Source organism: Acinetobacter sp. YH12142 (assembly GCF_013418435.1).
GTDB lineage: Bacteria > Pseudomonadota > Gammaproteobacteria > Pseudomonadales > Moraxellaceae > Acinetobacter > Acinetobacter amyesii.
In genome coordinates this window covers 12,224-35,308 of sequence record NZ_VPCB01000015.1, presented here as the reverse complement: position 1 = coordinate 35,308, position 23,085 = coordinate 12,224, and the positions used below count along the sequence as shown (strand labels likewise).

Below are 23,085 nucleotides of genomic sequence, written 5' to 3'. Positions count from 1 at the left end.
TTTTAGTTTTGAAACTTATACTCTTCGACAATCTATTCGTAAATTACCTATTCTTAGACTGTCTATACCTAGATAACCATGTTTGGATGTGCCCTGCAATTTCCATAACCATCAACGCCATTGCAGGGTTTGAACATCGACTAAAGTCTATTTTTTAACCTTTCACCCTTTGGTGACTTCACGTGCAATCACCAGCCGCTGAATGTCCGATGCACCTTCATAGATTTGACTGACACGCACATCACGATAAATTCGTTCTACTGGGAAATCAGATACATAACCATAGCCCCCATGAATCTGAATCGCATCTGAACACACCCGTTCAGCCATCGTCGATGCAAAAAGTTTCGCCATCGAGGCTTCTTTTAAACATGGAAAACCTGCATCTTTTAACGTCGCTGCATGGAAAATCAATTGGCGAGCCGCCTCAATTTGGGTAGCCATATCCGCGAGGCGAAATGCCACGGCCTGATGCTGTACAATCTCTACGCCGAATGCCTTGCGTTCATTGGCATATTCAACGGCTGCATCTAATGCCGCACGGGCCATACCCACAGACTGTGCTGCAATACCAATTCGACCTGACTCTAAGTTCGATAAGGCAATTTTATAGCCTTCACCCTCTTGGCCTAAAAGACTGTCTGTAGGAATACGACAGTCATCTAAAACAATCGTTGCTGTATCGGAACAATGCTGACCCATTTTGTCTTCTAAACGCGTTACGATATAACCCGGCGCATCCGTTGGTACTAAAAAGCACGAAATCCCTTTTTTACCTGCAGACTTATCCGTTACCGCAAAAACCAAGGCTACTTGGGCATGTTTTCCTGTGGTAATAAATTGCTTGGTGCCATTTAACACCCACTCGTCACCATCACGCTCCGCTTTACATTCCAACGCACTCGCATCTGAACCCACTTGTGGTTCTGTTAAGCAAAAACATCCCAACCATTCGCCTGTGGCTAATTTTTTTAAGTATTTTTCTTTTTGTGCTTCTGTACCATAACGCTGCGTGATGCCACATGGCAGTGAGTTTTGTACGCTAACAATTGTGGAAATCGCACCATCGCCAGCAGCAATTTCTTCTAAGGCAACAACCAAAGACACATAGTCTAAACCTGCACCACCCCATTCATCCGAAACCGTCATGCCTAAAGCACCTAGCTCACCAAGTTCCTTTAGCTCTTGTGCAGGAAATGCTGCCGTTTTGTCACGCTCTGCTGCCGTTGGTTTCAGTTTTTCTTGCGAATAGCTTCGCATCATGTCCTGAACCATTTTTTGTTCATCATTTAAAATCATGAGACTTCCTTTTCTAAATCTTTTATAGCGCGTATAGCTTTAAATTTTGGATAACTGCGGAATTAAAAATACTTTGGCTGTATAAAGCAAAGTTGGATACACGACGACGTCATTTGCAACTGTCTGAGGCAGGACGCCATTAATCTCTAATGTTTGTGTAATCTGTAAATCAATAAATACTTGATGACGAGTTTTGCAAATGACAATGGTTTTGGTTACTTTTGCCGAAACAAAAGTAACGAGATGAGCTACTGTCAACGAAGTTATTCTCGATCAGACTCCGTCGTAGAAGCCAGAATAAGCAGTTTTAATAAATAACTATTTAGGCTGCATACGAATCGCGCCATCAAGACGAATCACTTCGCCATTGAGATAGGCATTTTCAAAAATATGCGTCACTAATTTTGCAAACTCTTGTGGTTTTGCTAAACGTGGTGGGAAAGGCACCATTTGCCCCAAAGCATCTTGTACATTTTGTGCTAAGCCTTTGAGCATCGGCGTTTCCATAATACCCGGAGCAATGGTCATCACACGGATTGATTCACGTGCAAGCTCACGTGCAAGAGGTAATGTCATTGCAACCACTGCCCCTTTTGATGCTGCATAAGCCGACTGACCAATTTGACCATCGAAAGCCGCAACCGACGCAGTATTCACTATCACGCCACGCTCTTCTTCACCTGCTTTTAATTCATATTTAGCAATCAGTTGTGCCGCATAGCGCAGCATATTGAATGTGCCTGAAACATTAATATTTAATACTTTTTGGAACATCGCCAAATCATGTAATCCGTCACGACCTAAAACTTTTGCAGAAGGTGCGATACCTGCACAGTTCACTAAGCCATTAAGTTGACCAAATTCCGCTTCAACTTGTGCAAAGAAAGCGCCGACCGCTTGTTCATCAGTGACATCCAATTGAACAAATTTGGCATGATCACCCAGTTGACGTTGCATCGCTTCGCCATGCTCATGATTCATATCCACAATAATCACTTTTGCACCCAGGCCAATCAGATGTGTTGCTGTCGCAGCGCCTAGTCCTGATGCACCACCAGTCACAACAAAAACTTTTCCTTTAATGTCCATATCAATTCCCTATTTACGATGTCTTGTTTTAAATTCGACTTAAGATGCAGAGTAAACAGAGAATTTATTCAGTACAATTTCCAAATGTTGCATCTTTTCTGATGTATTTGGACAATTCTGAACAAGGACCTATCCGCACATATGCCGAAGCATGGACTCGAATACAGCAAAGGGACGATTTCAATCGACTTGGTGCATGAAGCATTACACGATGCGCAAAAAAAGCAATTTGATATTTCTGCTATTTTACAAAAGGCGGGTATTCCCTCTGAGTTACTGCTATCGCGTAAAACCAGAGTTTCTGTTTCTCAATATGCGGCTTTATGGACTCATCTTGCAGATGTGATGGATGATGAATTTTTTGGCATGGATCGGCATGCCATGCGACGTGGTAGTTTTAAACTACTTTCGAAAATGGTCATGCATAACAGCACCTTGGGGGATGCACTTAAGCAAATCCTACAATTTTTAAATCTGGTTTTAGATGACTTGCATAGTGATTTAACCATTGAAGATCACTTTGCTTATATCGTGATCTATGACCAACAAGCGCCTAAACGCATGTTCAGCTATGCAACATATTTGATGCTCATCCACACGCTACTGTGCTGGCTAAGTGGACAACGGATTTTATTAAACCAAATCCAATTTAAATGTGATGCACCGCTTGATGATCACGACTATAAAGTTCGCTTCTGTGAAAATATTCATTACCAAGCCAGTCAAAACTATATTCAGCTAGATGCCAGTTACCTAACCCTGCCAATCAAACAAGATACACGTTCGTGGTATCAATTCCTACAACAAACACCTGAAAACCTCTTGGTACGCTTTAAAAACCCGTATGCACTCAGCAGCCAAATTCGTAAACAACTGTTAGACGTTTCTCCTGCCGAATGGTTAGAGTTTTATGAGTTGGCAGTCAAAATGAATATGTCGGAAGCCACAATGCATCGCCGTCTTAAAAGTGAAGGTGTGAGTTATCAACAACTCAAAAATGATATCCGACGTGATACTGCCATCGATTTTTTAACTCATACCGATAAAAGTTTGCAAGATATCAGTGAAGAACTAAATTTTCATGATCCGAGTGCTTTTCATCGGGCATTTAAAAAATGGACAGGCGTCAGTCCCGGTGCGTATCGACAAAATAATGCGCCTGAATTCAAGGCCTAAAATTTGATATTCGCTATTTATAAATTGAATATTCATCTAATTAATAGAAAATCAATAACTTAAAAATATTCAATAAATAGACTGACCATTCATCCTTGAACGATTGCTACTTTAGTCTAATTAGGTTATTTTTCACTCAATTTAAAGCACTTTGCTTATTTATTTTCCAATTCTCCTGCATCTCCTTGAAAGGCTTTCCTATGCTTAAGATGATTGATGTTCTTGAACAACAACTTGTTCAAAACTTTTCAGATTCTCTTTTCACTCAGATTGACGCAATTGATGAACTGTTTCATGAACAGCTTAAAACTGTCGCAGATATTGATTTGCAAAATTTGATCTCACAATTTTTTAGCACTGAAAATGCAGTTGAAGTTGCTCATGCACTGGATATCCAAGCAAATGACATTGAAGCAATTCAAGCAGGTGCAAATCTAAAAGATGAAAATTTAGTCAATGCAACTGCAAAAATTATTGCTTACTGTCTTGCAGTAGAAACATCAGCTTTAGAACAAGTTGAAGTTTTCGATAGCTTACAAGACTACCCAATGTAAGTATTCATCACATATAAAAAGCAGCGAAAGCTGCTTTTTTATTGGAAAGATTATTTGAAGTCTATAATTCACAATAATTTTTGAATATTCATTACACTAAAATATCTAAGCATTTTTCATGCAAGCTTACACATTAATTTATATAAAAAAATTTCAGCACAATTAAATTCAATAAAATATTTTATATCAAATACTTATATTTGATTTATAAGCTTATCTCGTTTTCTATTATTCTTAGCATTTATTCTGTTTTGTTTCTGAAATATTTCCGTCGTATCTATGTGCTCATAATTCAACACTTGTTTGTGAACGATATGACTTCCCTATTTAAAAGCTCAAAACTAATTTTTTCTACGCTGACGTTCAGCCTACTCAGTAGCTCTATCTTTGCTGCTATTCCTTCGACACTTAAACTGGATTATGCCTACTATGCACCGACCAGTTTAGTGGTAAAGGAACAAAAACTCTTAGAAAAAGCTTTACCCAAGACACAAATTAAATGGGTCTTTAGCCAAGGCAGTAATCGCTCACTCGAATATCTGAATAGTGGCAGTGTGGATTTTGCCTCAACGGCAGGACTAGCAGCCGTTTTGAGTCGCGCCAATGGCAGTCCGATTAAAACCGTATACATCCAATCACAGCCTGAATGGACAGCATTGGTTGTGGCAAAAAACTCTCCGATTAAAAGTCTGAAAGACCTCAAAGGCAAAAAAATTGCAGCGACCAAAGGAACCGATCCGTTCCTATTTACTTTGCAGTCTTTAGAAACAGTCGGCCTCAATAAACGTGATGTGCAATTGGTACATTTACAACATCCCGATGGCAAAACGGCTTTAGAACGTGGTCAAGTCGATGCATGGGCGGGATTAGATCCTCTCATGGCATCGGCACAGGTACAATCAGGCACGCGTTTGCTGTATCGAAATGTGGGTTTTAACAGCTATAGCGTTTTAAGTACCAAACAACAATTTAGCCAGCAAAGTCCTGAAGCCGTTGAAGCTGTGATTAAAGCCTATGAACAAGCACGTCAATGGGCCAAAGCCAATCCAGATAAATTAGCCGAATTATTGGCACGTGAGTCCAAGCTTCCATTGGCTGTTGCCAAGCTGCAGTTGAGTCGTACCAACTTTGAGCAAAATATCCCAACAGCTAAACACATTGCGGCCTTAAAGAAATCTGGCACGATTTTGACTGAGGAAGATTTAGTTCGTAAAGGAACCAATGTCAATCAAGTCATTGACCAACTTTTTGATGCACGTTATGCGAAAAAGGTTGTGAAATAACATGTCATCATCAGTGACTCAACCCAAAATCGATACAGCGGTTTCGACCGCTTCCGATTCATCAAACCATATAAAACCCAAGTTGATCTTGATTTTAAAAGGTCTAACTCTTCCAGTGGTTTTATTGCTGCTATGCGAAATATTGGTCAAAAATGGTGTTATCGAACCCTATCTACTCCCTGCTCCAAGTAGTCTTTGGCAGTCCTTTATAGAGTTATCTGAAGGTGAACTTTGGCAGCATATCTGGACCAGTACTTGGCGGGTATTTTTAGGCTTTTTTATTGGTAGCGGACTTGCTCTGATATTTGCACTCTTGGTCGGTTTAAACAAACAAGCCGAAGCATTTTTAGAACCCACATTTTCAGCGATTAAATCCATCCCCAGTTTGGCATGGATTCCCTTACTGCTCTTATGGTTAGGTATTGATGAATCTTCAAAAATCACCCTCATTGCCATAGGTGCTTTTTTCCCGACCTATACCAATACCGTTGCAGCTATTCAAGGTGTAGACCGAAAACTCATTGAAGTTGCTCAAGTTTATCGTTTGAAATATTTGAGACAGATTCGTGAGATTATTTTACCTGCAGCATCACCGGGTATACTTACAGGCTTACGCAATAGTTTAAGTTTGGCGTGGATGTTTATGATTGCAGCAGAGTTGATTGCAGCCACGCAAGGTATTGGCTATTTGCTCAGTGATGGTCGTGAAACCTCACGTCCAGATATCGTAATTATTGCCATTATTCTATTGGCGCTCTTAGGGAAAATCACCGATAGCCTGATGAAATATCTAGAACAATATCTATTACGTTGGCGAGATGTGGTGAAGTAAACCTATTTTCTACACTTGCAAATGCACGCATACAAATGCTCACATGTGCATTGAAAAACAAAAAAATAAAGCGCATTCAATGCGCTTTATTTCTGACTATCTCTAATACCAAATCAATGTTGCCACTGACCTAAACTGACACGGTCATTACCACCATAATCTTTTACAGTCCGAACATTTCGATATCCAGCCTGTAAGAACAAATGTCTGACTGCTTCCCCTTGGTCATAACCATGTTCGAGCACCACCCAACCATTCACGGTTAAATGTTTTTTGGCTTGAAGAATGATTTGTTCAAGATCTGCAAGTCCATGATTGTCTGCAACCAAAGCACGTTCAGGCTCTGTCGCCAAATCCTTCATGTGTACATCATCAACATCGATATACGGCGGATTTGACACAATTACATCAAAGAAAGCACGTCCAAAAGGTTTCAACCAAGAACCTAAGACAAACTGCACATGTTCAAGATCATGCTTTTTGGCATTAAACTCAGCAACTTCCAAGGTAGGTTCGTAAATATCCGAAGCTACAATTGACCACTCTGGACGTTCACTGGCTAATGACAAGGCTACAGCGCCAGTTCCTGTTCCTAAATCCACCACACGAGCATCTTCAGGAAGTTCTAAACGGAGTACAGTTTCAACGAGCACTTCGGTATCAGGACGTGGTACCAAAGTATCTTTAGTCACTTTTAAATCTAGCGTCCAAAATGGCTGAGAACCTGTGACATAAGCCAAAGGCTCACCTGCGGTAATACGATCAAGACTGTCGACATACAGTTGTTCTTGTTCTGCCGTCAATTCTTGATCCTTTTTCATGATTAAATCAAAAGAATCAATCTTGGTGATGTGCTCTAACAACCACGCATTTTCCTGACGTTCATAACTTTCAGGTTCACCACGATAGGCCAAAGCCTGTGCAATATTCATTAGCCACCATTCTGCTGTGCTAATAATGCCAACTGATCGGCTTGATATTCACGATGCAAACTATCTAGCAATTCAGTCAAATCACCTTCCATCACTGCATCTAACTTATACAGTGTTAAGTTAATACGATGATCAGTCATACGACCTTGTGGATAGTTATAGGTACGAATACGCTCAGAACGGTCACCAGAACCTACCAAGTCACGACGCATTTCAGACGTCGCTGCATCTGCCGCTGCGCGTTTAGCATTTTCTAAACGAGAAACCAATAGCGCCATCGCTTTGGCTTTGTTTTTATGTTGTGAACGTTCGTCCTGACATTCTACAACTGTACCCGTTGGAATATGGGTAATACGTACAGCAGAGTCAGTTTTGTTAATGTGCTGACCACCCGCACCTGATGCACGATAGGTATCAATACGTAGTTCTGAAGGATTAATTTCTACACTGGTGTCTACATCAATTTCCGGCAAAATCGCAACAGTACATGCCGAAGTATGCACACGACCTTGTGACTCAGTTGCAGGAACACGCTGTACACGATGCGCACCACTTTCAAATTTTAAGCGGCCATATACGCCTTCACCATTGATGAGGCAAATTACTTCTTTATAACCGCCATGTTCGCCGTCATTTTCAGACAACACTTCAATACGCCAACCTTGTGATTCAGCATATTTACTGTACATTCGATACAAGTCACCCGAGAAAATGGCAGCTTCGTCACCACCCGTTCCGGCACGGATTTCTAAATAGGCAGAGTTCGCATCATTCGGATCTTTTGGAATCATCAGAATGTTTAAGTCTGCTTCAAGCTGACCAATCAAAGCTTTATTTTCTTTAATTTCTTCAACGGCCATTTCTTTGAAATCTGGATCCGTCATCATCACTTCAGCAGTTTCAATATCTTCTTCTGCTTGACGGTATTTTTTCCAAACTTCAGTGATTTCAGATAAATCACTATGCTCACGTGACAACTGACGGAAACGTTTATTGTCTGAAATGACTTCTACATCTGCGAGTAATGCATTTAATTCTTCGTGACGGTCAGAGAGCTGATCTAATCGTAAACGTAACGATTCTTTCATTTTTCAAAAAATCTCAATACACAGGCTCTACCGCTAAACTTTCACGGATATGCCAAAATTCAAAATAATGGGGCTAGTGTACCGATAATGGGTCTGAAATGACATATATATTGTTTTTTGGCCTATCAATGACCCTAAATATCAAAGTGTGAACTTCATCACTCCTACCTTTCTCCACAAAGTCGTACAGATTTTCTGCATTCGACCATTTTTTTCACAATATTAATAAAACTTATACAAACTAGACACTCAAATCACCAAATAAAGAGAAAGCTCTCCATATTTATAGCGAATAGTTTTGTTACATTTACTGCCATCGACATGATTAAGAAAAGTCCTCGCGTTTATGAAGGACATGGAGTGAACTATGAAACTGAATACTCTTTTAATGACAGCCACTCTAGCAACTGCTTCTATGTTCACTGTGTCTGCAAATGCAGATAGTACAACACGCGTTGCTGCAGCTAGTGCATTAGGTAGTGTTGCAGGTACTGCAATTGGTAAAAACATGGGCGGTAATACCGGAGCTACAATTGGTGCCGCTCTTGGTGGTGCTGGTGGTGCTGCGGTAGCAAGTAATAAACGCAACCGTACAGAATCTGCTATCGGCGGTGCTTTAGGTGGCGGTACAGGTTATACCGTTGGTAAAAGCATGGGCGGTACAAACGGTGGTTACATTGGTTCTGCACTAGGTGCTGCTGGTGGTGCGGCTTTAGGTAATAAAATCTCTAAAGACAAAGCTTACGACAAACAGCAAGAACGTAAATACAAAAAACGTTACCGTCGTCGTCACTAATTCAAAATTAGTGAGTCCAAATTTATTGGATAGTGAAAAGAGCACCTTCGGGTGCTTTTTTTATGTATCGCCTTTTTTCAAATGATAAATACAACTTTATTTATTGCAGCTCATACATATGTAGATTTGCCTTCTCTCCAACCAAGTCATCAATCATGTAGAAATAAAGTGCAAAATTTACATTGCAGCAACGGAACACGTATTTTATTTCACATCACGCTCCAAATATTCGCTATGTGTTTTCATATATTGATATCAACAGATAAACATCATGCTTCGTAAGGAGTTTAAAAATGAAAATTAATAAAATTCTATTCAGTGCAGCAATTGCCGCTTCAGCGCTTACCATGACTGCGACACATGCAGGTAATAGCACCAATACTGCATTAACATCTGCTTTAGGTGGTGTTGTTGGTGCAGCAATCGGGAACCAAGTTGGCGGCCAAACAGGCGCAATGATTGGTTCAGCAATTGGTGGTGGTGCAGGTGCTGCTGCATCAGCGAATAAACGTGACCGTAATGGTGCCATCATTGGTGGCGCACTTGGTGGCGCGGGTGGTTATACCGTAGGTAAAAACATGGGCGGCACAAACGGTGGTTATATCGGTGCTGCACTTGGTTCAGCCGGTGGTTCTGCGCTTGGTAAAAAAGTGTCTGAAGACCGTCGCTATGATGACCGCTACAATGGTCGTTATGATGATCGCTATGACCGTCGTTATAACAACCGTGGCTATCGTACCAATAATTACAGCTACAACGACCGAGGCTACCGTGGAGACAATGGTCGTCACTTAGGTTGGTACAAAAACGGTAAACGTTAATCGAGATATTTCAATGAAAAAAATCAGCACCTTCGGGTGCTTTTTTTGTTTATAAAAAAAAGTTTAGATATACCAAAAGTTGACTTTTTACACAGCCCAACCAATATATCGAATTTATTCGATATACATTAGGCGTTTTATATCGTATTATTTCGATATAAAGATCTCTGAGAGAAAACATGCGCACTCTAGCCGATACAAAATTTTCAATACTTGAACTCGCACCTGTTCGAGATGATAAAACCATCGAATTTTCACTCAAACATGCACTCCAGTTAACACAGAAAGCAGAACAACTTGGCTATGAGCGTCTCTGGTTAGCCGAACACCACAATATGGATGGCATCGCAAGTTCTGCAACTGCGGTTTTACTCGGTTATCTCTTAGCAAATACACAATCCATCAAGCTCGGTTCAGGCGGGATTATGTTGCCCAACCATGCGCCGTTGGTTGTCGCTGAACAATTTGGCACACTTGAAACGTTATATCCCGGCCGCATTGAACTCGGCTTAGGTCGAGCGCCGGGTACCGACCAAACCACCATGCGCGCACTTCGCCGTGGCCGTCAGGAAACCGAAGACCAATTTCCACAAGATGTCCTTGAGATATTGCAATACTTCAAAGCACCTGAGCCACAGCAGCGCATCATTGCTACACCGGGACAAAATACACATGTTCCTGTATGGCTTTTAGGTTCAAGCCTGTTCAGTGCACAACTCGCTGCACGTTTAGGTCTACCCTATTCATTTGCTTCACATTTCGCGCCACGCATGCTTGGACAAGCAATTCAGCTCTATCGTGAAAATTTCCAAGCATCCGAATATTTAGATCAACCTTATGTCTCTATGGGCGTACCAACGGTTGTTGCTGAAACAGATGAAGAAGCAGAATATCTGGCAACAAGTGCTTATCAGCGAGTTTTAGGTTTAATGCGTGGTCAAAGTTTAAAACTTAAAGCTCCGGTCGACAGTATGCAAGGCCTATGGTCTGCTGCAGAAAAGATGTCCGTAGATAATTTCTACGCTATGGGACAAGTCGGTTCAAATGCAACCGTTCGAGCAGGTTTAGAAAACCTACTCACCAAATATGACGTTGATGAATTTATTTTCACCTGTGACATTTACGATACCGATAAGCGCATTGAAAACTTCGAACGTTTAATGCAAATCAAAAATGATCTCGCTTAAGACTCTAAGCTTAATAATCTAATCCAAGCGTTTAATCCGTCTAAAGGTAGAATTGTGACTACATTTTTTGTGGCTCTTTAGACGGATAGCAGTCAACAGATAATATGGTTTCGGCTAACAACGACCAAACCTGTACTTAAAAACCATCATTGCCTCAACGAAATAATTGCTTTACTCATTTTTATTGCTGTATAAATATTAAACATAAGCAAAACAAAGAGAAAAATAAGCAGATGAGCCAATATATTAATAAACCCACACCCGCATTTATCGCAGCAAGTTGGTGTGCACTGATCTTAGGCGCTGTGGTGTTTTGCATAGGTTTATTCAATGCAAATATGATGTTGAATGAAAAAGGCTTTTATCTCATTTTATTGCTTTATGGATTATTTTCATCGGTTTCACTACAAAAAATCATTCGTGACCGTTTAGAAGGAATGCATGTCACTGCAATCTACTTTGGACTGTGCTGGGCATCCGTCATTATTTGCCTCGTACTTCTTGCCATTGGTCTATGGAATGCTGAACTGGCATTAAGTGAAAAAGGTTTTTACATGATGGCTTTCCTAATGAGTCTGTTTGGTGCAGTTGCTGTACAAAAAAATATTCGTGATATGGACTATTTACGTACCCATACCGACCAACCCGAACTTAAACATTCAACCACGAGTCAGCTTGACTATAACTCATCAGATGATGAACCACTTTAAAACTCACAAAATTATAGATCTCAAAAGCTGTTCATGCAGGTCGCTCATTATTTCGACCTGCTTGAGCGAAAGATGAACTTCAACGCATAAAAAAATCAGTTCACTCCTAGAAATGTATAAATGACAAGGGCCAAGCAAATCAATTCTAGACAAATTGTATGACTCATCAGACTGAAAAAACGCTTTACCCCGACTGGCCCATCACAGAATATATTCCTATCTAAGACTCAACTAAAAAAACAAAAGACAAGGAATAAATATGGCCAACAAGCAGGATGCAACCCACCATATTTTTAATAATCATCTAGAGGATTTTGAACACTTTCGTGGAACGATCATCAGTTCAGAACAGATCAAAGATTATGATTTTAAGAATCAAAAAATCGCAATTATTGGGATAGATCAGCATGTGGTCTCTGAACTACATCATCTATGTCAGGTTGCAGATAACATCATGGTCTATCAAATCAAACCGCAATTTGTTTTACCGCGTACTGAACGTCTATTGAATAAATTAATTCAACATCCACTGATAGCAAAAAATCGACGTTTATTTAGCAATCGTATTAAGAGTATTTTGGCGATTCGCTTTTTAGAAGATCAAGTGCCGAACCATTGGTTAAGACATTTACTCAGTCCAAATACCGCAATTCAGAACAAAACCTTCCTAAAATCGGATCATTATTATGCAGCATTACAGCAGCCCAACTGCATCTTAAACACTTGGCCTATTGCAAAAATTCAGAGTAATTCAATCACGGCTTTAGATGAGCATACGTTTGAGTGTGATGTCATTGTGCGCAGCGAATCTAACCAGCCTAAAGAAAAGTAATTACATTGCAATTATTTTCACATGACAATTACTAGAATTTATCCGATTGATCAAAACTCACAACACCAATAGCCATCTCTGGTGGCTTTTGCTAGATCCCCTACGTTATTGAATACTTCTATTCGGTAAGGCTAAGGATTCTTAAAAATCCATAAATGAAAATAGCTTTAATCGTGCTACATGCTTTTTCAGCGCTCAGACTTAAATCATGCCTCCGACCTGCATCATCAGCTACAGTTCATTTATAGAAGTGCGATTTTTGAATAGTTATGATCAATTCTTCATGAAAATTTTATTTCAAACCAATAAATTTTCAGTCTCTTAATTTTGTCTTACACAACTCTTTTAATGACTAATTATAAGTAGGAAAATTTATACCGATGCTCATATTCAGCCGACATTTACCTATGTTCTAATCTATATTCAATAAGAAAATAACTGCTAAAAATCCAATTTTAATATCACTTCATATCTGCTTTTAAAGCCTAAATAGTCTCAATTCGAGCATTCCCCACCCACATCAATTAAATAAATGATGCCATTTCTTGAGATTTAACACCTAAAAGCGACTGTTTGATTATTTTTTATTCTATTTTCTGCCTATTTTTTTAGCATTTAAATCAGTATTTTTGAAAAATTGATTAAATATTAAACCATATTAGCTAAATCTTGTATTTATACAACTCATATCAAGTGGATTATTCAGGCTTAATTCATAGATAAAAATACAGCAAAACACGGATTCTTTTAAAAGATTTGTGCTGTCAATTTGGCCATATTTTATAAATTTCCAGGCAAAGAAATTCATCGAACTGGTACACAAATGAATGCAAAAATTGCTTAAAATTTAAGTCTAAATATTGAGGAAAATTTTCATCAATATCTTAAATATTTATCATTCATTAAAAGTATGACAAACCAGAAATTAATACTATTTTTATATAATTTATACAGTAATTTATTATCATCAGAAGAGCCACCAAAGTGGCTCAATTTACACTTAACCAATGCGACGCTTCAGTCCGGTCATTTGTAAAACACGTGTAGAAATTTCTTCAATCGACATTTCAGACACGTTTAAGTATTTAATTCCTTCAGAAATATAAATACCTTCAATCGCACGTAGTTCCATTTGGCACTGACTAAAACTTGCATAACGGCTATTGGCCTTACGCTCTGAACGAATTGCTACAAGGCGCTCTGCATCAATCATCAAGCCAAATAACTTATGTTTATGCTCACGTAAAACTGCAGGTAAACGGTTGTCATCCAAGTCTTCTTCTGTCAACGGATAGTTCGCTACACGAATACCAAATTGCAAAGAGAGATAGATGGAAGTCGGTGTTTTACCCGAACGTGACACGCCAATTAAAATTAAGTCGGCTTTGTCATAATGACGAGTACGTGCCCCATCATCGTTATCTAAAGCAAAATGCACCGCATCAATACGTGCTTTATAAGACTCAGAATCTGTTACTGCATGGGTTTGACCGACTAAAGTTGTAGGAGCTGTGCCTAACTCGTCAGATAATTTACTAATAAGCCCTTCAAAAACATCAAGATTTACTGCATCTGCCGTATTAATAATGTCACGTACATACGGGTCAACAAGGGTGTCAAACACCAAAGGCTTTTGACCGTCTTGCTGCGCTCTAAGATTGATCTCTGCAACCACATTTGTAGCTGCTTCTTCAGAGCTAATATAAGGAATAATATGAATGTCAAAATCTACATGTGGAAACTGTGCTAACAGTGAATGACCAAGCGTTTCTGCGGTAATCGCGGTACCATCCGAAACAAAGAAAACACTACGCTGAATCTGTTTACCTTCTGACATTAAAATTCTCCTCCAAAATTTGTCTTAGTGCTATATAATCATTATAGTAAACCATCTTACATGACTGTCACTTAGTAAATTTAGAATGCTAAGTAATTTGTTATAATTTCATGCCAAGATAGTGATTAATACTGCAAAAGTGGAGTAACAACTTTGGAAGCGCGCGTAATTGGTCTAGAAAAATTAGGGAAACACGACGTAGAACTCGTGGGCGGTAAAAACTCATCATTAGGTGAAATGATCAGCCATCTCGCAAATGCTGGTGTATCTGTTCCTGGTGGTTTTGCTACTACAGCTCAAGCATATCGTGAATTCCTCGAGCAAAGTGGCCTGAACGCTAAAATTAACGCTGAACTTGCTGCACTCAATGTTGACGATGTAAATGCACTTGCTGAAACTGGTGCGAAAATCCGTCAATGGATTGTAGACACTCCGCTGACTGCTGAACTTGAAAAAGAAATTCGTGAAGCTTTCACAGCTCTTTCAAACGGCAACCCTGAAATCGCGGTTGCCGTTCGTTCATCTGCAACTGCAGAAGACTTACCAGACGCTTCATTTGCAGGCCAACAAGAAACTTTCTTGAACATCCGTGGTATCGATAACATCCTTGTTGCGATTAAAGAAGTATTTGCTTCACTTTATAACGACCGCGCAATTTCTTACCGTGTACACCAAAACTTCGCACATGACGTCGTTGCGTTATCTGCTGGTGTTCAACGCATGGTTCGCTCTGAAACAGGTGCTGCTGGTGTAATGTTTACACTAGATACAGAATCTGGTTTCCGTGACGCAGTTTTCATCACAGCATCTTATGGCTTGGGTGAAATGGTTGTACAAGGTGCAGTTAACCCTGACGAATTCTATGTATCTAAACCACTTCTAAATGCAGGCAAACACGCTGTATTACGTCGTAACCTTGGTTCTAAACACCAAAAAATGATTTATGGTGAAGAAGGCGCTGCTGGTAAATCAGTGGTTGTTGTAGACGTTGAAAAAGCAGATCGTCAACAATTCGCTTTAAATGACCACGAACTTCAAGAACTTGCTAAACAAGCATTGATCATTGAAAACCATTACGGTTCTGCAATGGACATCGAATGGGCTAAAGACGGTGATGACGGTCAAATCTATATCGTTCAAGCACGTCCTGAAACTGTGAAAAGTCGCCAAAGCGTAGGTACAATGGAGCGCTACCTTTTAAAACAAAAAGGTACAGTGATTTGTGAAGGTCGTTCAATCGGTCAACGTATTGGTTCTGGTCGCGTGCGTATCGTGACTTCAATCAAAGAAATGGACAAAGTTCAAGACGGCGACGTACTTGTATCTGACATGACTGACCCAGATTGGGAACCAGTAATGAAACGTGCTGCTGCGATTGTCACTAACCGTGGTGGTCGTACTTGTCACGCTGCGATTATTGCACGTGAACTTGGTGTTCCTGCAATCGTAGGTTGTGGTAATGCAACTGAATTATTGACAGACGGTCAAGAAGTGACTGTTTCTTGTGCTGAAGGTGACACAGGCTTTATTTACGAAGGTGCTTTGGACTTTGAAATCCAACGCAATTCTATCGAATCTATGCCTAAACTTCCGTTCAAAATTATGATGAACGTAGGTAACCCTGACCGCGCATTTGACTTTGCTCAAATTCCTAACGAAGGTGTTGGTCTTGCTCGTCTTGAGTTCATCATCAACCGTATGATCGGCGTACATCCTAAAGCATTGCTTAATATTGACAGCCTACCACGTGAAACTCGTGCTGCTGTAATGTCACGTACTGCGGGTTATGCATCTCCTATCGAATTCTATGTTGAAAAACTAGTTGAAGGTATTTCTACACTTGCTGCAGCGTTTGCTGACAAACCAGTGATTGTTCGTATGTCTGACTTTAAGTCAAACGAATATGCAAACTTAATCGGTGGTAAGTTATACGAACCTGAAGAAGAAAACCCAATGCTAGGCTTCCGTGGTGCTAGCCGCTATGTGTCTGACAACTTCCGTGACTGCTTCGAACTTGAATGCCGCGCACTGAAAAAAGCACGTGACGAAATGGGCTTAACTAACATTCAAATCATGATTCCTTTCGTACGTACTGTTGCTGAAGCGAAACGTGTTATTGAATTGTTAGCGCTTAACGGTCTTAAACGTGGTGAAAATGGTCTTAAAGTGATCATGATGTGTGAACTTCCAACCAATGCATTGTTGGCTGAACAGTTCCTTGAACACTTCGACGGTTTCTCTATCGGCTCTAACGATTTAACTCAGTTAACACTCGGTCTAGACCGTGACTCTGGTATCGTTTCTCACCTATTTGATGAACGTGATCCAGCCGTTAAAGCACTTCTTTCAATGGCAATCCATGCTTGTCGTAAAGCTGGCAAATACGTAGGTATTTGTGGTCAAGGTCCTTCAGATCACCCTGACCTAGCTAAATGGTTAATGGAACAAGGCATCGAGTCTGTTTCGCTTAACCCAGACTCAGTATTAGACACATGGTTCTTCCTTTCTGAAGAAAAAGCTCAACAAGCTTAATAAACTGTGTTAAAAAAAGACCCACATGTGGGTCTTTTTTTTTATTTATACTTTTACAGACGTTTTTTGAGATTTTAGTTTTATGCAGATTTACTTGGCACGAAATAACCAACAAGCTGGTCCCTACACCTTAGAACAACTTAACCAAATGCTCGCGAGCCAACAAGTGTTACTCACGGACTTGGTTTGGCACCAAGGTATGACCGAATGGAAAGCTTTGGGTGAACTCACTCAAGGTCAGTTGGTTTATATGCCTGCAGGATATACTGCACCAACAGCATTCGAATCAAATCAAACTGCAACTACACCATCAAATACCTACGCACAGTCTCAAGCGGTACAAGAGCAAACTAGCCTAGCAAGTATTCCTAAACGTGTCCTGGCTAAAATCGTCGATTTACTCCTTTGGATACCGGCAACTTTTATCTTAACGGCATTTTTTAATCCAAGTGAAAAGACACAATTTGCCAATCTAAATGAACAGTTTATGCAAGCTGTGATGACCCCAAATGCTGACCCTAATGTTTTACAAGCACTACAAACACAAATGGTTGAGATGTTTCCCAACCAAGCTTGGATTGCAATGTTTGCTTACCTCTTCATTATGCTTTTCATTCAAGCGTATTTGATTGCTAAATCTGGTCAAAGTATTGGTAAAAAAATCACCAAAATTAAAATCGTAGATGCCGAAACCAGCCAACCTGTAAACCTCATGCGTGGCTTCACTTTACGTAGTGTTTTATTTATTTTTCTGAACTTTTTATCGATGCCTTTAAGCGCAATCATTGATTCCGTTTTTATTTTCGGCAAAAAGCGTCAAACTTTGCATGACAAGTTAGCAAAAACCAAGGTAATAAACCAATAACTTTCACTTTTATTCAGGGATGATTTTTTCATCCCTTTTTTGTGCATTACATTGAAATTAAAATAAAATTCAGATAAAAAAAACACAATCCCGACCAACAAAATAGGGTTTTAATACAGTCATTTAAAGCATCTTTATGTATAGCTTAGTTTGCCGATATCAGGCATAATGCCCTACAACGTAGCGGTGTCACATCATTGTGAACTTTTTTCATATCTGAAAAATCACAATCATGCGACACTTTATTCGCTATCCCAATTTTAAAAATTAGGGAATGGGACTCTTCACCGAGGTTGTAAAATGAGACAAACAATTTTAGCTGTATTGTCTTTATCTGCGATCGCTGCACTCTTAACTGGGTGTGGTGGTGATATGGTACTTCTAAACTCAAAAGGTCCAGTTGCTGAAGGTCAGTCAAACCTCATGCTTACTGCGATCTACCTAATGTTGTTGGTCGTTATTCCATCAGCACTTATGGCTCTCTGGTTTGGTTGGAAATATCGCGCGTCAAATAAAGATGCAGACTATGCACCTACTTGGGCACACTCGACTGCAATTGAAGTTGTAGTTTGGGGTATTCCCGTAATTATTATCGCTATTTTAGCTTGGTTAACTTGGTGGGGTTCCCACAAGTATGACCCTTACCGTCCACTCGAGTCAGATAAAGCTCCTTTAACTGTTCAAGTTATTGCTGAACAATTTAAATGGATCTTCATCTACCCTGAACAAGGCATCGCGACTGTAAACGAGATCCGCTTCCCTGAGAAAACTCCTGTAAGCCTTCGTTTAACATCTAACTTCACAATGAACTCATTTTTCATTCCGGCGTTAGGTGGTCAGATTTATGCTATGGCAGGTATGCAAACTCACTTGAACTTATTAGCTGATGAAACTAGTCCTGCTGAAGGCTTCCGTGGTTTCTCTTCTAACTATTCAGGTTATGGCTTCTCACAAATGCGCTTCCGTGCACATGCTGTGACTGATGCTCAGTTTGCTGAATGGGTTTCTGCTGTTAAAGCTGGTAATGGTTCTTCAGTTAATCCTGAAGCGGTTCAAAAAACTGTTTTAGACCAAGCTGAATTTGCAACCTTACGTGACGGCAACCGTTCTAAACACCAGATCGAAGTTTTAGTTGCCAAAGCAACTACTCCTGAAGAGAAGGCTCTAGCTGAAGCAATGAAGCCTTACCCTACTAAGCCACACCCAGTGACTTACTATTCTTCAGTTGAACCTAAATTGTTCGAATCAGTGATTAACAAATACATGAGCAACTACCACGGTGCTGATCATACAGCTACTGTTGGACACGAAGCTGCTGCTTCTGAAGCTCATGCAGGCGTTGAACATGCGACTGTTGCAGGGGAATAAGACATGAGCTTATTAGGTAAGTTAGGACCAGATGCAATTCCACACGACCCAATCGTGTTGGTTACTGTTGCAATGATGATCCTTGGCGGTATCGCAATTGTTGCTGGTATCACCTACTTTAAAAAATGGGGCTACTTGTGGAACGAATGGTTCACATCTGTAGACCATAAAAAAATTGGTATCATGTATATCCTCGTGTCAATTGTCATGCTTGTGCGTGGTTTTGCCGATGCGATTATGATGCGTCTTCAACTGTTCCTTGCAAAAGGTGGCGGTGAAGGTTACTTACACCCAGAACACTATGACCAGATCTTTACTGCCCATGGCGTAATCATGATCTTCTTCGTAGCAATGGGTCTAGTTGTTGGTTTAATGAACGTTGCTGTACCACTTCAAATTGGTGCACGTGACGTAGCATTCCCATTATTAAACTCTCTTAGCTTCTGGTTATTCGCCGGCGCTGCGGGCTTGATGATGGCTTCTCTTGCAATTGGTGAATTCGCTGCAACAGGTTGGATGGCTTACCCTCCACTTTCTGGCATCGAATACTCTCCAGGTGTAGGTGTAGACTACTATATCTGGGCACTTCAGGTTTCTGGTCTAGGTACGCTTCTTACTGGTGTTAACTTCTTCGTTACCATCATCAAAATGCGTGCGCCTGGCATGAAACTTATGGACATGCCTATTTTCACTTGGACTGCATTAGTTACTGTAGTGCTTATCGTTGCAACATTCCCAGTTTTGACTGCGACTATTGCAATGCTTTCACTTGACCGTTACTTCGGCTTCCATTTCTTTACAAATGACATGGGTGGTAGCCCAATGTTGTATGTAAACTTGATTTGGACTTGGGGTCACCCAGAAGTTTACATCTTGGTATTACCTGCTTTTGGTATTTACTCAGAAGTTACTGCTGTGTTCTCACGTAAAGCGTTGTTCGGCTATAAATCAATGGTGTACGCAACTGTAGCAATTGGTGTTCTTTCACTAGTTGTATGGGTTCACCACTTCTTTACAATGGGTGCTGGTGCCAACGTTAACGCGTTCTTCGGTATCATGACCATGATCATTGCGATCCCTACTGGTGTGAAAATCTTCTCTTGGTTATTCACCATGTACAAGGGCCGCATCACCTATACAACTCCAATGCTTTGGACACTTGGCTTCCTTGTGACTTTCGGTATTGGTGGTTTAACAGGCGTATTAATGGCAGTTCCACCAGCGGACTTCTTAGTACACAACTCTTTATTCCTTATCGCTCACTTCCATAACGTAATTATTGGTGGTGTAGTGTTCGCGATGTTCGCGGGTATCATTTTCTACTGGCCAAAAATGTTTGGTTGGAAACTGAATGAAACTTGGGGTAAAGCAGCGTTCTGGTTCTGGTTCTTCGGTTTCTACTTTGCATTCATGCCACTTTATATCCTTGGTTTCATGGGTATGACTCGTCGTTTGAATACATATGACAACCCTGAATGGGATCCGTACTTAGCGATCGCTTTATTTGGTTCTGTATTGGTTGCTATCGGTATCTTCTGTTTTGTTATGCAAATCGTTGTTGGTTTCCTTCAACGCAAAGACAACATGGACGTTACTGGCGATATCTGGGATGGTCGTACTCTTGAGTGGGCTACTTCATCTCCTTCACCATTCTATAACTTTGCTTATCTTCCAAAGATCAATGGTATTGATACTTTCTGGACTGACAAAGAAAATGGTGTTGCTTACGCTAAGCCAACTACATACGAAGACATCCATATGCCTACAAACCGTGCGGCAGGTTTCGTAATTGCAATGTTTATTACAGTTATGGGCTTCGCATTAATCTGGCATATCTGGTGGTTAGTCGTTGTAACTTTCATTGCTTCAATTATCAGCTTCATCGTTTCTTCTTTCACAAAGAAAGTGGACTACTATGTTCCAGCTGCAGAAGTTGAACGTATTGAAAATGAACGCTACGCGCTTCTTGAAAAACATTTGAAGAAGGACTAAGACAATGGCTGAAGTACTTCATCACGACAACCACGGACATGACGAGCATCATCATCACGATGATACTGACATCACTGTCTTTGGTTTCTGGACTTACTTGATGAGTGACTTGGTTCTTTTCGGGACACTCTTCATCGCGTTCGCTGTATTAAGTAGCCACGTTCCAGTGGGTACGCCAAGTGCACAAGAGCTGTTTGGTGAATCTTTAGGTTTCGTTTTAACTGAAACTTTCGCCCTTCTTATCTCTTCTGTAACTTTTGGTTTTGCTGTTCTTGCAGCATACAAGAAAAATGTTGGTCAAGTTTTAACTTGGTTAGCAGTTACTTGGGTATTTGGTGCAGCCTTCATTGGCATGGAACTTTATGAGTTCAATCATTTAGTTCATGCTGGTCATGGCCCAAGCACAAGTGCGTTCTTATCTGCGTTCTTTACTCTAGTTGGTACGCATGGTATTCACGTAACTTCTGGTTTGGTATGGATGCTTGTGTTGATGTTCCAAATCAAGAAATATGGTTTGACACTTCCAAACACTCGTCGTCTTGCTTGCCTAAGCTTGTTCTGGCACTTCCTTGACATCGTTTGGATCTGCGTATTCAGCGTTGTTTACTTGATGGGAGTTATCTAATGAGTCACGATCATAACTCTGCTGGTGCAGCTCACGGTAACGTTAAACAATATACAATCGGTTTTATCCTTTCTGTTCTACTTACCGTAATTCCATTCGGTATGGTAATGGCAGGTGGTTTTAGCCGCGGTCTATTGGTTGCCGTAATCGCGATTACTGCGGTTGCTCAGGTTCTTATTCAGTTAGTTTACTTCCTGCATATGAACTCTTCTTCAGAGCAACGCTGGAACGTGATTGCATTTGTTTATACAATCCTCACAATTGCTATCCTTTTAGTAGGTTCTGTGTGGATTATGAACTACCTTCACTTCAACATGATGATCTAAACTGGTCGTCATGCTGAAAAAGTATTTATTCCTGACTAAACCAGGAATTCTCTTCGGTAACTTTGTTACCGCTTTGGGTGGCTACTTTGTAGCTGCCCAAGGTTCTGTAGATTTCCTTCTGTTGCTTCTTACCCTCTTAGGCACCCTCTTTGTGGTCGCTTCTGGATGTGTTGTCAATAACGTTATTGACCAAGACATCGACTCAAAAATGCAACGCACACAAAATCGTGCGATGGTTAAAAAATCAATCTCGATTCCTGTTGCTTTAGTTTTTGCTTTAGTTTTAGGTGTATTTGGTTTTAGTATTTTATGGTTCTGGGTAAATGCTTACGCTTTTCTTTTTGCTGTTATTGGTTTTGTCGTATACGTTGGTTTTTACAGCTTATGGACAAAACGAACAACAATTCATCAAACCATTATCGGCAGTCTTTCTGGCGCAGCGCCACCTGTAATCGGGTATACGGCTGTTGCAAACCAGTTTGATTTAGGTGCATTACTGATTTTTATTGGTTATGCATTTTGGCAAATGCCTCATTCTTGGGGAATTGCAGTTTACCGATTTGATGACTACAAAAATGCAGGAATTCCAATTTTACCTGTAGCACGTTCAATTCATCGAACCAAGGTTGAATCTTTGGTTTACGTGATTTTGTTCTGCATCACCATGAACGGTTTATACTTTTATGGTTATGCCAATTGGATTTATATGATTGTCCTGAATGCCTTAAGTCTGTATTGGATTTATTTATCCATTCAAGGATTCAAAGCTGAAGATGATCAAGTTTGGGCAAAACAATATTTCATGTTTTCGGTCAAATTGATCACAGTGATTAGTTTAATTTTTTGTTTTACTTCCACTGCCCCTCTAAAGCCAATTGTATTTTTTTAAAAAAGATAGAGTTTTACTCTATCTTTTTTATTTCTAGGCATCTTCAATCAAC

The 23,085-nt window shown here is 40.2% G+C and carries 21 protein-coding genes; 16 read left to right on the top strand and 5 right to left on the bottom strand.

Features of this window, described 5'->3' with window-relative positions; genetic code table 11:
- Nucleotides 1-162 precede the first annotated feature (162 nt).
- Entirely contained in the window at nucleotides 163-1,299 is a 1,137-nt protein-coding gene (locus FTU77_RS12025; protein WP_180010358.1) for an acyl-CoA dehydrogenase family protein, read from the bottom strand.
- A gap of 318 nt (nucleotides 1,300-1,617) precedes the next feature.
- Nucleotides 1,618-2,388 (bottom strand): 3-hydroxyacyl-CoA dehydrogenase, encoded by a 771-nt coding sequence (locus FTU77_RS12020; RefSeq protein ID WP_078188564.1) that lies wholly within the window; start codon nucleotides 2,386-2,388, stop codon nucleotides 1,618-1,620.
- A gap of 141 nt (nucleotides 2,389-2,529) precedes the next feature.
- On the opposite strand from FTU77_RS12020, the gene FTU77_RS12015 reads away from it, so the two are divergent.
- The 4 genes from FTU77_RS12015 (at nucleotide 2,530) to FTU77_RS12000 (ending at nucleotide 6,233) form a co-directional block, all read left to right on the top strand.
- Entirely contained in the window at nucleotides 2,530-3,564 is a 1,035-nt protein-coding gene (locus FTU77_RS12015; protein WP_180055899.1) for an AraC family transcriptional regulator, read from the top strand.
- Nucleotides 3,565-3,764: 200 nt separating this feature from the next.
- Nucleotides 3,765-4,118 carry a hypothetical protein gene (locus FTU77_RS12010; RefSeq protein ID WP_180055898.1) on the top strand — a complete coding sequence of 118 codons (354 nt, stop codon included), beginning with the start codon at nucleotides 3,765-3,767 and terminating at the stop codon, nucleotides 4,116-4,118.
- Between the two features lie 314 nt (nucleotides 4,119-4,432).
- The gene (locus tag FTU77_RS12005) at nucleotides 4,433-5,401 is read left to right on the top strand and encodes an aliphatic sulfonate ABC transporter substrate-binding protein (RefSeq protein WP_180055897.1); all 969 of its coding nucleotides are present in this window, start codon (nucleotides 4,433-4,435) and stop codon (nucleotides 5,399-5,401) included.
- A 1-nt stretch (nucleotide 5,402) separates the two neighbouring features.
- The gene (locus FTU77_RS12000; protein ID WP_180055896.1) at nucleotides 5,403-6,233 is read left to right on the top strand and encodes an ABC transporter permease; all 831 of its coding nucleotides are present in this window, start codon (nucleotides 5,403-5,405) and stop codon (nucleotides 6,231-6,233) included.
- A gap of 113 nt (nucleotides 6,234-6,346) precedes the next feature.
- Here the strand turns inward: FTU77_RS12000 and prmC are convergent, their stop codons facing one another.
- Together prmC and prfA are read right to left on the bottom strand one after the other, a co-directional pair.
- Nucleotides 6,347-7,165 (bottom strand): peptide chain release factor N(5)-glutamine methyltransferase, encoded by an 819-nt coding sequence (gene prmC, locus FTU77_RS11995; RefSeq protein WP_180055895.1) that lies wholly within the window; start codon nucleotides 7,163-7,165, stop codon nucleotides 6,347-6,349.
- Complete coding sequence (gene prfA, locus FTU77_RS11990; RefSeq protein WP_078188570.1) at nucleotides 7,165-8,253, bottom strand: peptide chain release factor 1; 1,089 nt, start codon at nucleotides 8,251-8,253, stop codon at nucleotides 7,165-7,167. The genes prmC and prfA overlap by 1 nt, the downstream gene beginning before the upstream one ends.
- Nucleotides 8,254-8,620: 367 nt before the next feature.
- Here prfA and FTU77_RS11985 point away from each other — a divergent pair, with 367 nt between their 5' ends.
- From FTU77_RS11985 to FTU77_RS11965, 5 genes are all read left to right on the top strand, one after another.
- Complete coding sequence (locus FTU77_RS11985; RefSeq protein WP_078188571.1) at nucleotides 8,621-9,049, top strand: glycine zipper domain-containing protein; 429 nt, start codon at nucleotides 8,621-8,623, stop codon at nucleotides 9,047-9,049.
- Between the two features lie 293 nt (nucleotides 9,050-9,342).
- The gene (locus FTU77_RS11980; RefSeq protein ID WP_168377731.1) at nucleotides 9,343-9,870 is read left to right on the top strand and encodes a hypothetical protein; all 528 of its coding nucleotides are present in this window, start codon (nucleotides 9,343-9,345) and stop codon (nucleotides 9,868-9,870) included.
- 179 nt (nucleotides 9,871-10,049) lie between these two features.
- A complete protein-coding gene (locus tag FTU77_RS11975) occupies nucleotides 10,050-11,057 on the top strand; it encodes an LLM class flavin-dependent oxidoreductase (RefSeq protein ID WP_180055894.1) in 1,008 nt (335 codons plus the stop codon).
- Between the two features lie 233 nt (nucleotides 11,058-11,290).
- On the top strand, nucleotides 11,291-11,767 hold the full coding sequence (yiaA, locus tag FTU77_RS11970; protein ID WP_180007913.1) for an inner membrane protein YiaA: 477 nt from the start codon (nucleotides 11,291-11,293) through the stop codon (nucleotides 11,765-11,767).
- A 259-nt stretch (nucleotides 11,768-12,026) separates the two neighbouring features.
- Complete coding sequence (locus FTU77_RS11965; RefSeq protein ID WP_180004943.1) at nucleotides 12,027-12,599, top strand: flavoprotein; 573 nt, start codon at nucleotides 12,027-12,029, stop codon at nucleotides 12,597-12,599.
- A 1,000-nt stretch (nucleotides 12,600-13,599) separates the two neighbouring features.
- Here the strand turns inward: FTU77_RS11965 and FTU77_RS11960 are convergent.
- The gene (locus FTU77_RS11960; protein WP_180055893.1) at nucleotides 13,600-14,436 is read right to left on the bottom strand and encodes a pyruvate, water dikinase regulatory protein; all 837 of its coding nucleotides are present in this window, start codon (nucleotides 14,434-14,436) and stop codon (nucleotides 13,600-13,602) included.
- 153 nt (nucleotides 14,437-14,589) lie between these two features.
- Between FTU77_RS11960 and ppsA the strand changes: the two genes are divergently transcribed.
- From ppsA to cyoE, 7 genes are all read left to right on the top strand, one after another.
- The gene (ppsA, locus tag FTU77_RS11955) at nucleotides 14,590-16,968 is read left to right on the top strand and encodes a phosphoenolpyruvate synthase (protein ID WP_180055892.1); all 2,379 of its coding nucleotides are present in this window, start codon (nucleotides 14,590-14,592) and stop codon (nucleotides 16,966-16,968) included.
- 82 nt (nucleotides 16,969-17,050) lie between these two features.
- Nucleotides 17,051-17,833 (top strand): RDD family protein, encoded by a 783-nt coding sequence (locus tag FTU77_RS11950; protein WP_180055891.1) that lies wholly within the window; start codon nucleotides 17,051-17,053, stop codon nucleotides 17,831-17,833.
- Between the two features lie 300 nt (nucleotides 17,834-18,133).
- Nucleotides 18,134-19,201: a ubiquinol oxidase subunit II gene (cyoA, locus tag FTU77_RS11945; RefSeq protein WP_078193967.1), complete on the top strand. Its 1,068-nt coding sequence runs from the start codon at nucleotides 18,134-18,136 to the stop codon at nucleotides 19,199-19,201.
- Between the two features lie 3 nt (nucleotides 19,202-19,204).
- Entirely contained in the window at nucleotides 19,205-21,193 is a 1,989-nt protein-coding gene (gene cyoB, locus FTU77_RS11940; RefSeq protein ID WP_078193968.1) for a cytochrome o ubiquinol oxidase subunit I, read from the top strand.
- 4 nt (nucleotides 21,194-21,197) lie between these two features.
- Nucleotides 21,198-21,818 carry a cytochrome o ubiquinol oxidase subunit III gene (cyoC, locus tag FTU77_RS11935; RefSeq protein WP_078188581.1) on the top strand — a complete coding sequence of 207 codons (621 nt, stop codon included), beginning with the start codon at nucleotides 21,198-21,200 and terminating at the stop codon, nucleotides 21,816-21,818.
- Nucleotides 21,818-22,144, top strand: coding sequence for a cytochrome o ubiquinol oxidase subunit IV (locus FTU77_RS11930; protein ID WP_078188582.1), 327 nt, complete (start codon nucleotides 21,818-21,820; stop codon nucleotides 22,142-22,144). Before cyoC ends, FTU77_RS11930 begins: the two co-directional genes overlap by 1 nt.
- 10 nt (nucleotides 22,145-22,154) lie before the next feature.
- The gene (cyoE, locus tag FTU77_RS11925) at nucleotides 22,155-23,033 is read left to right on the top strand and encodes a heme o synthase (RefSeq protein WP_180055890.1); all 879 of its coding nucleotides are present in this window, start codon (nucleotides 22,155-22,157) and stop codon (nucleotides 23,031-23,033) included.
- Nucleotides 23,034-23,085 lie beyond the last annotated feature (52 nt).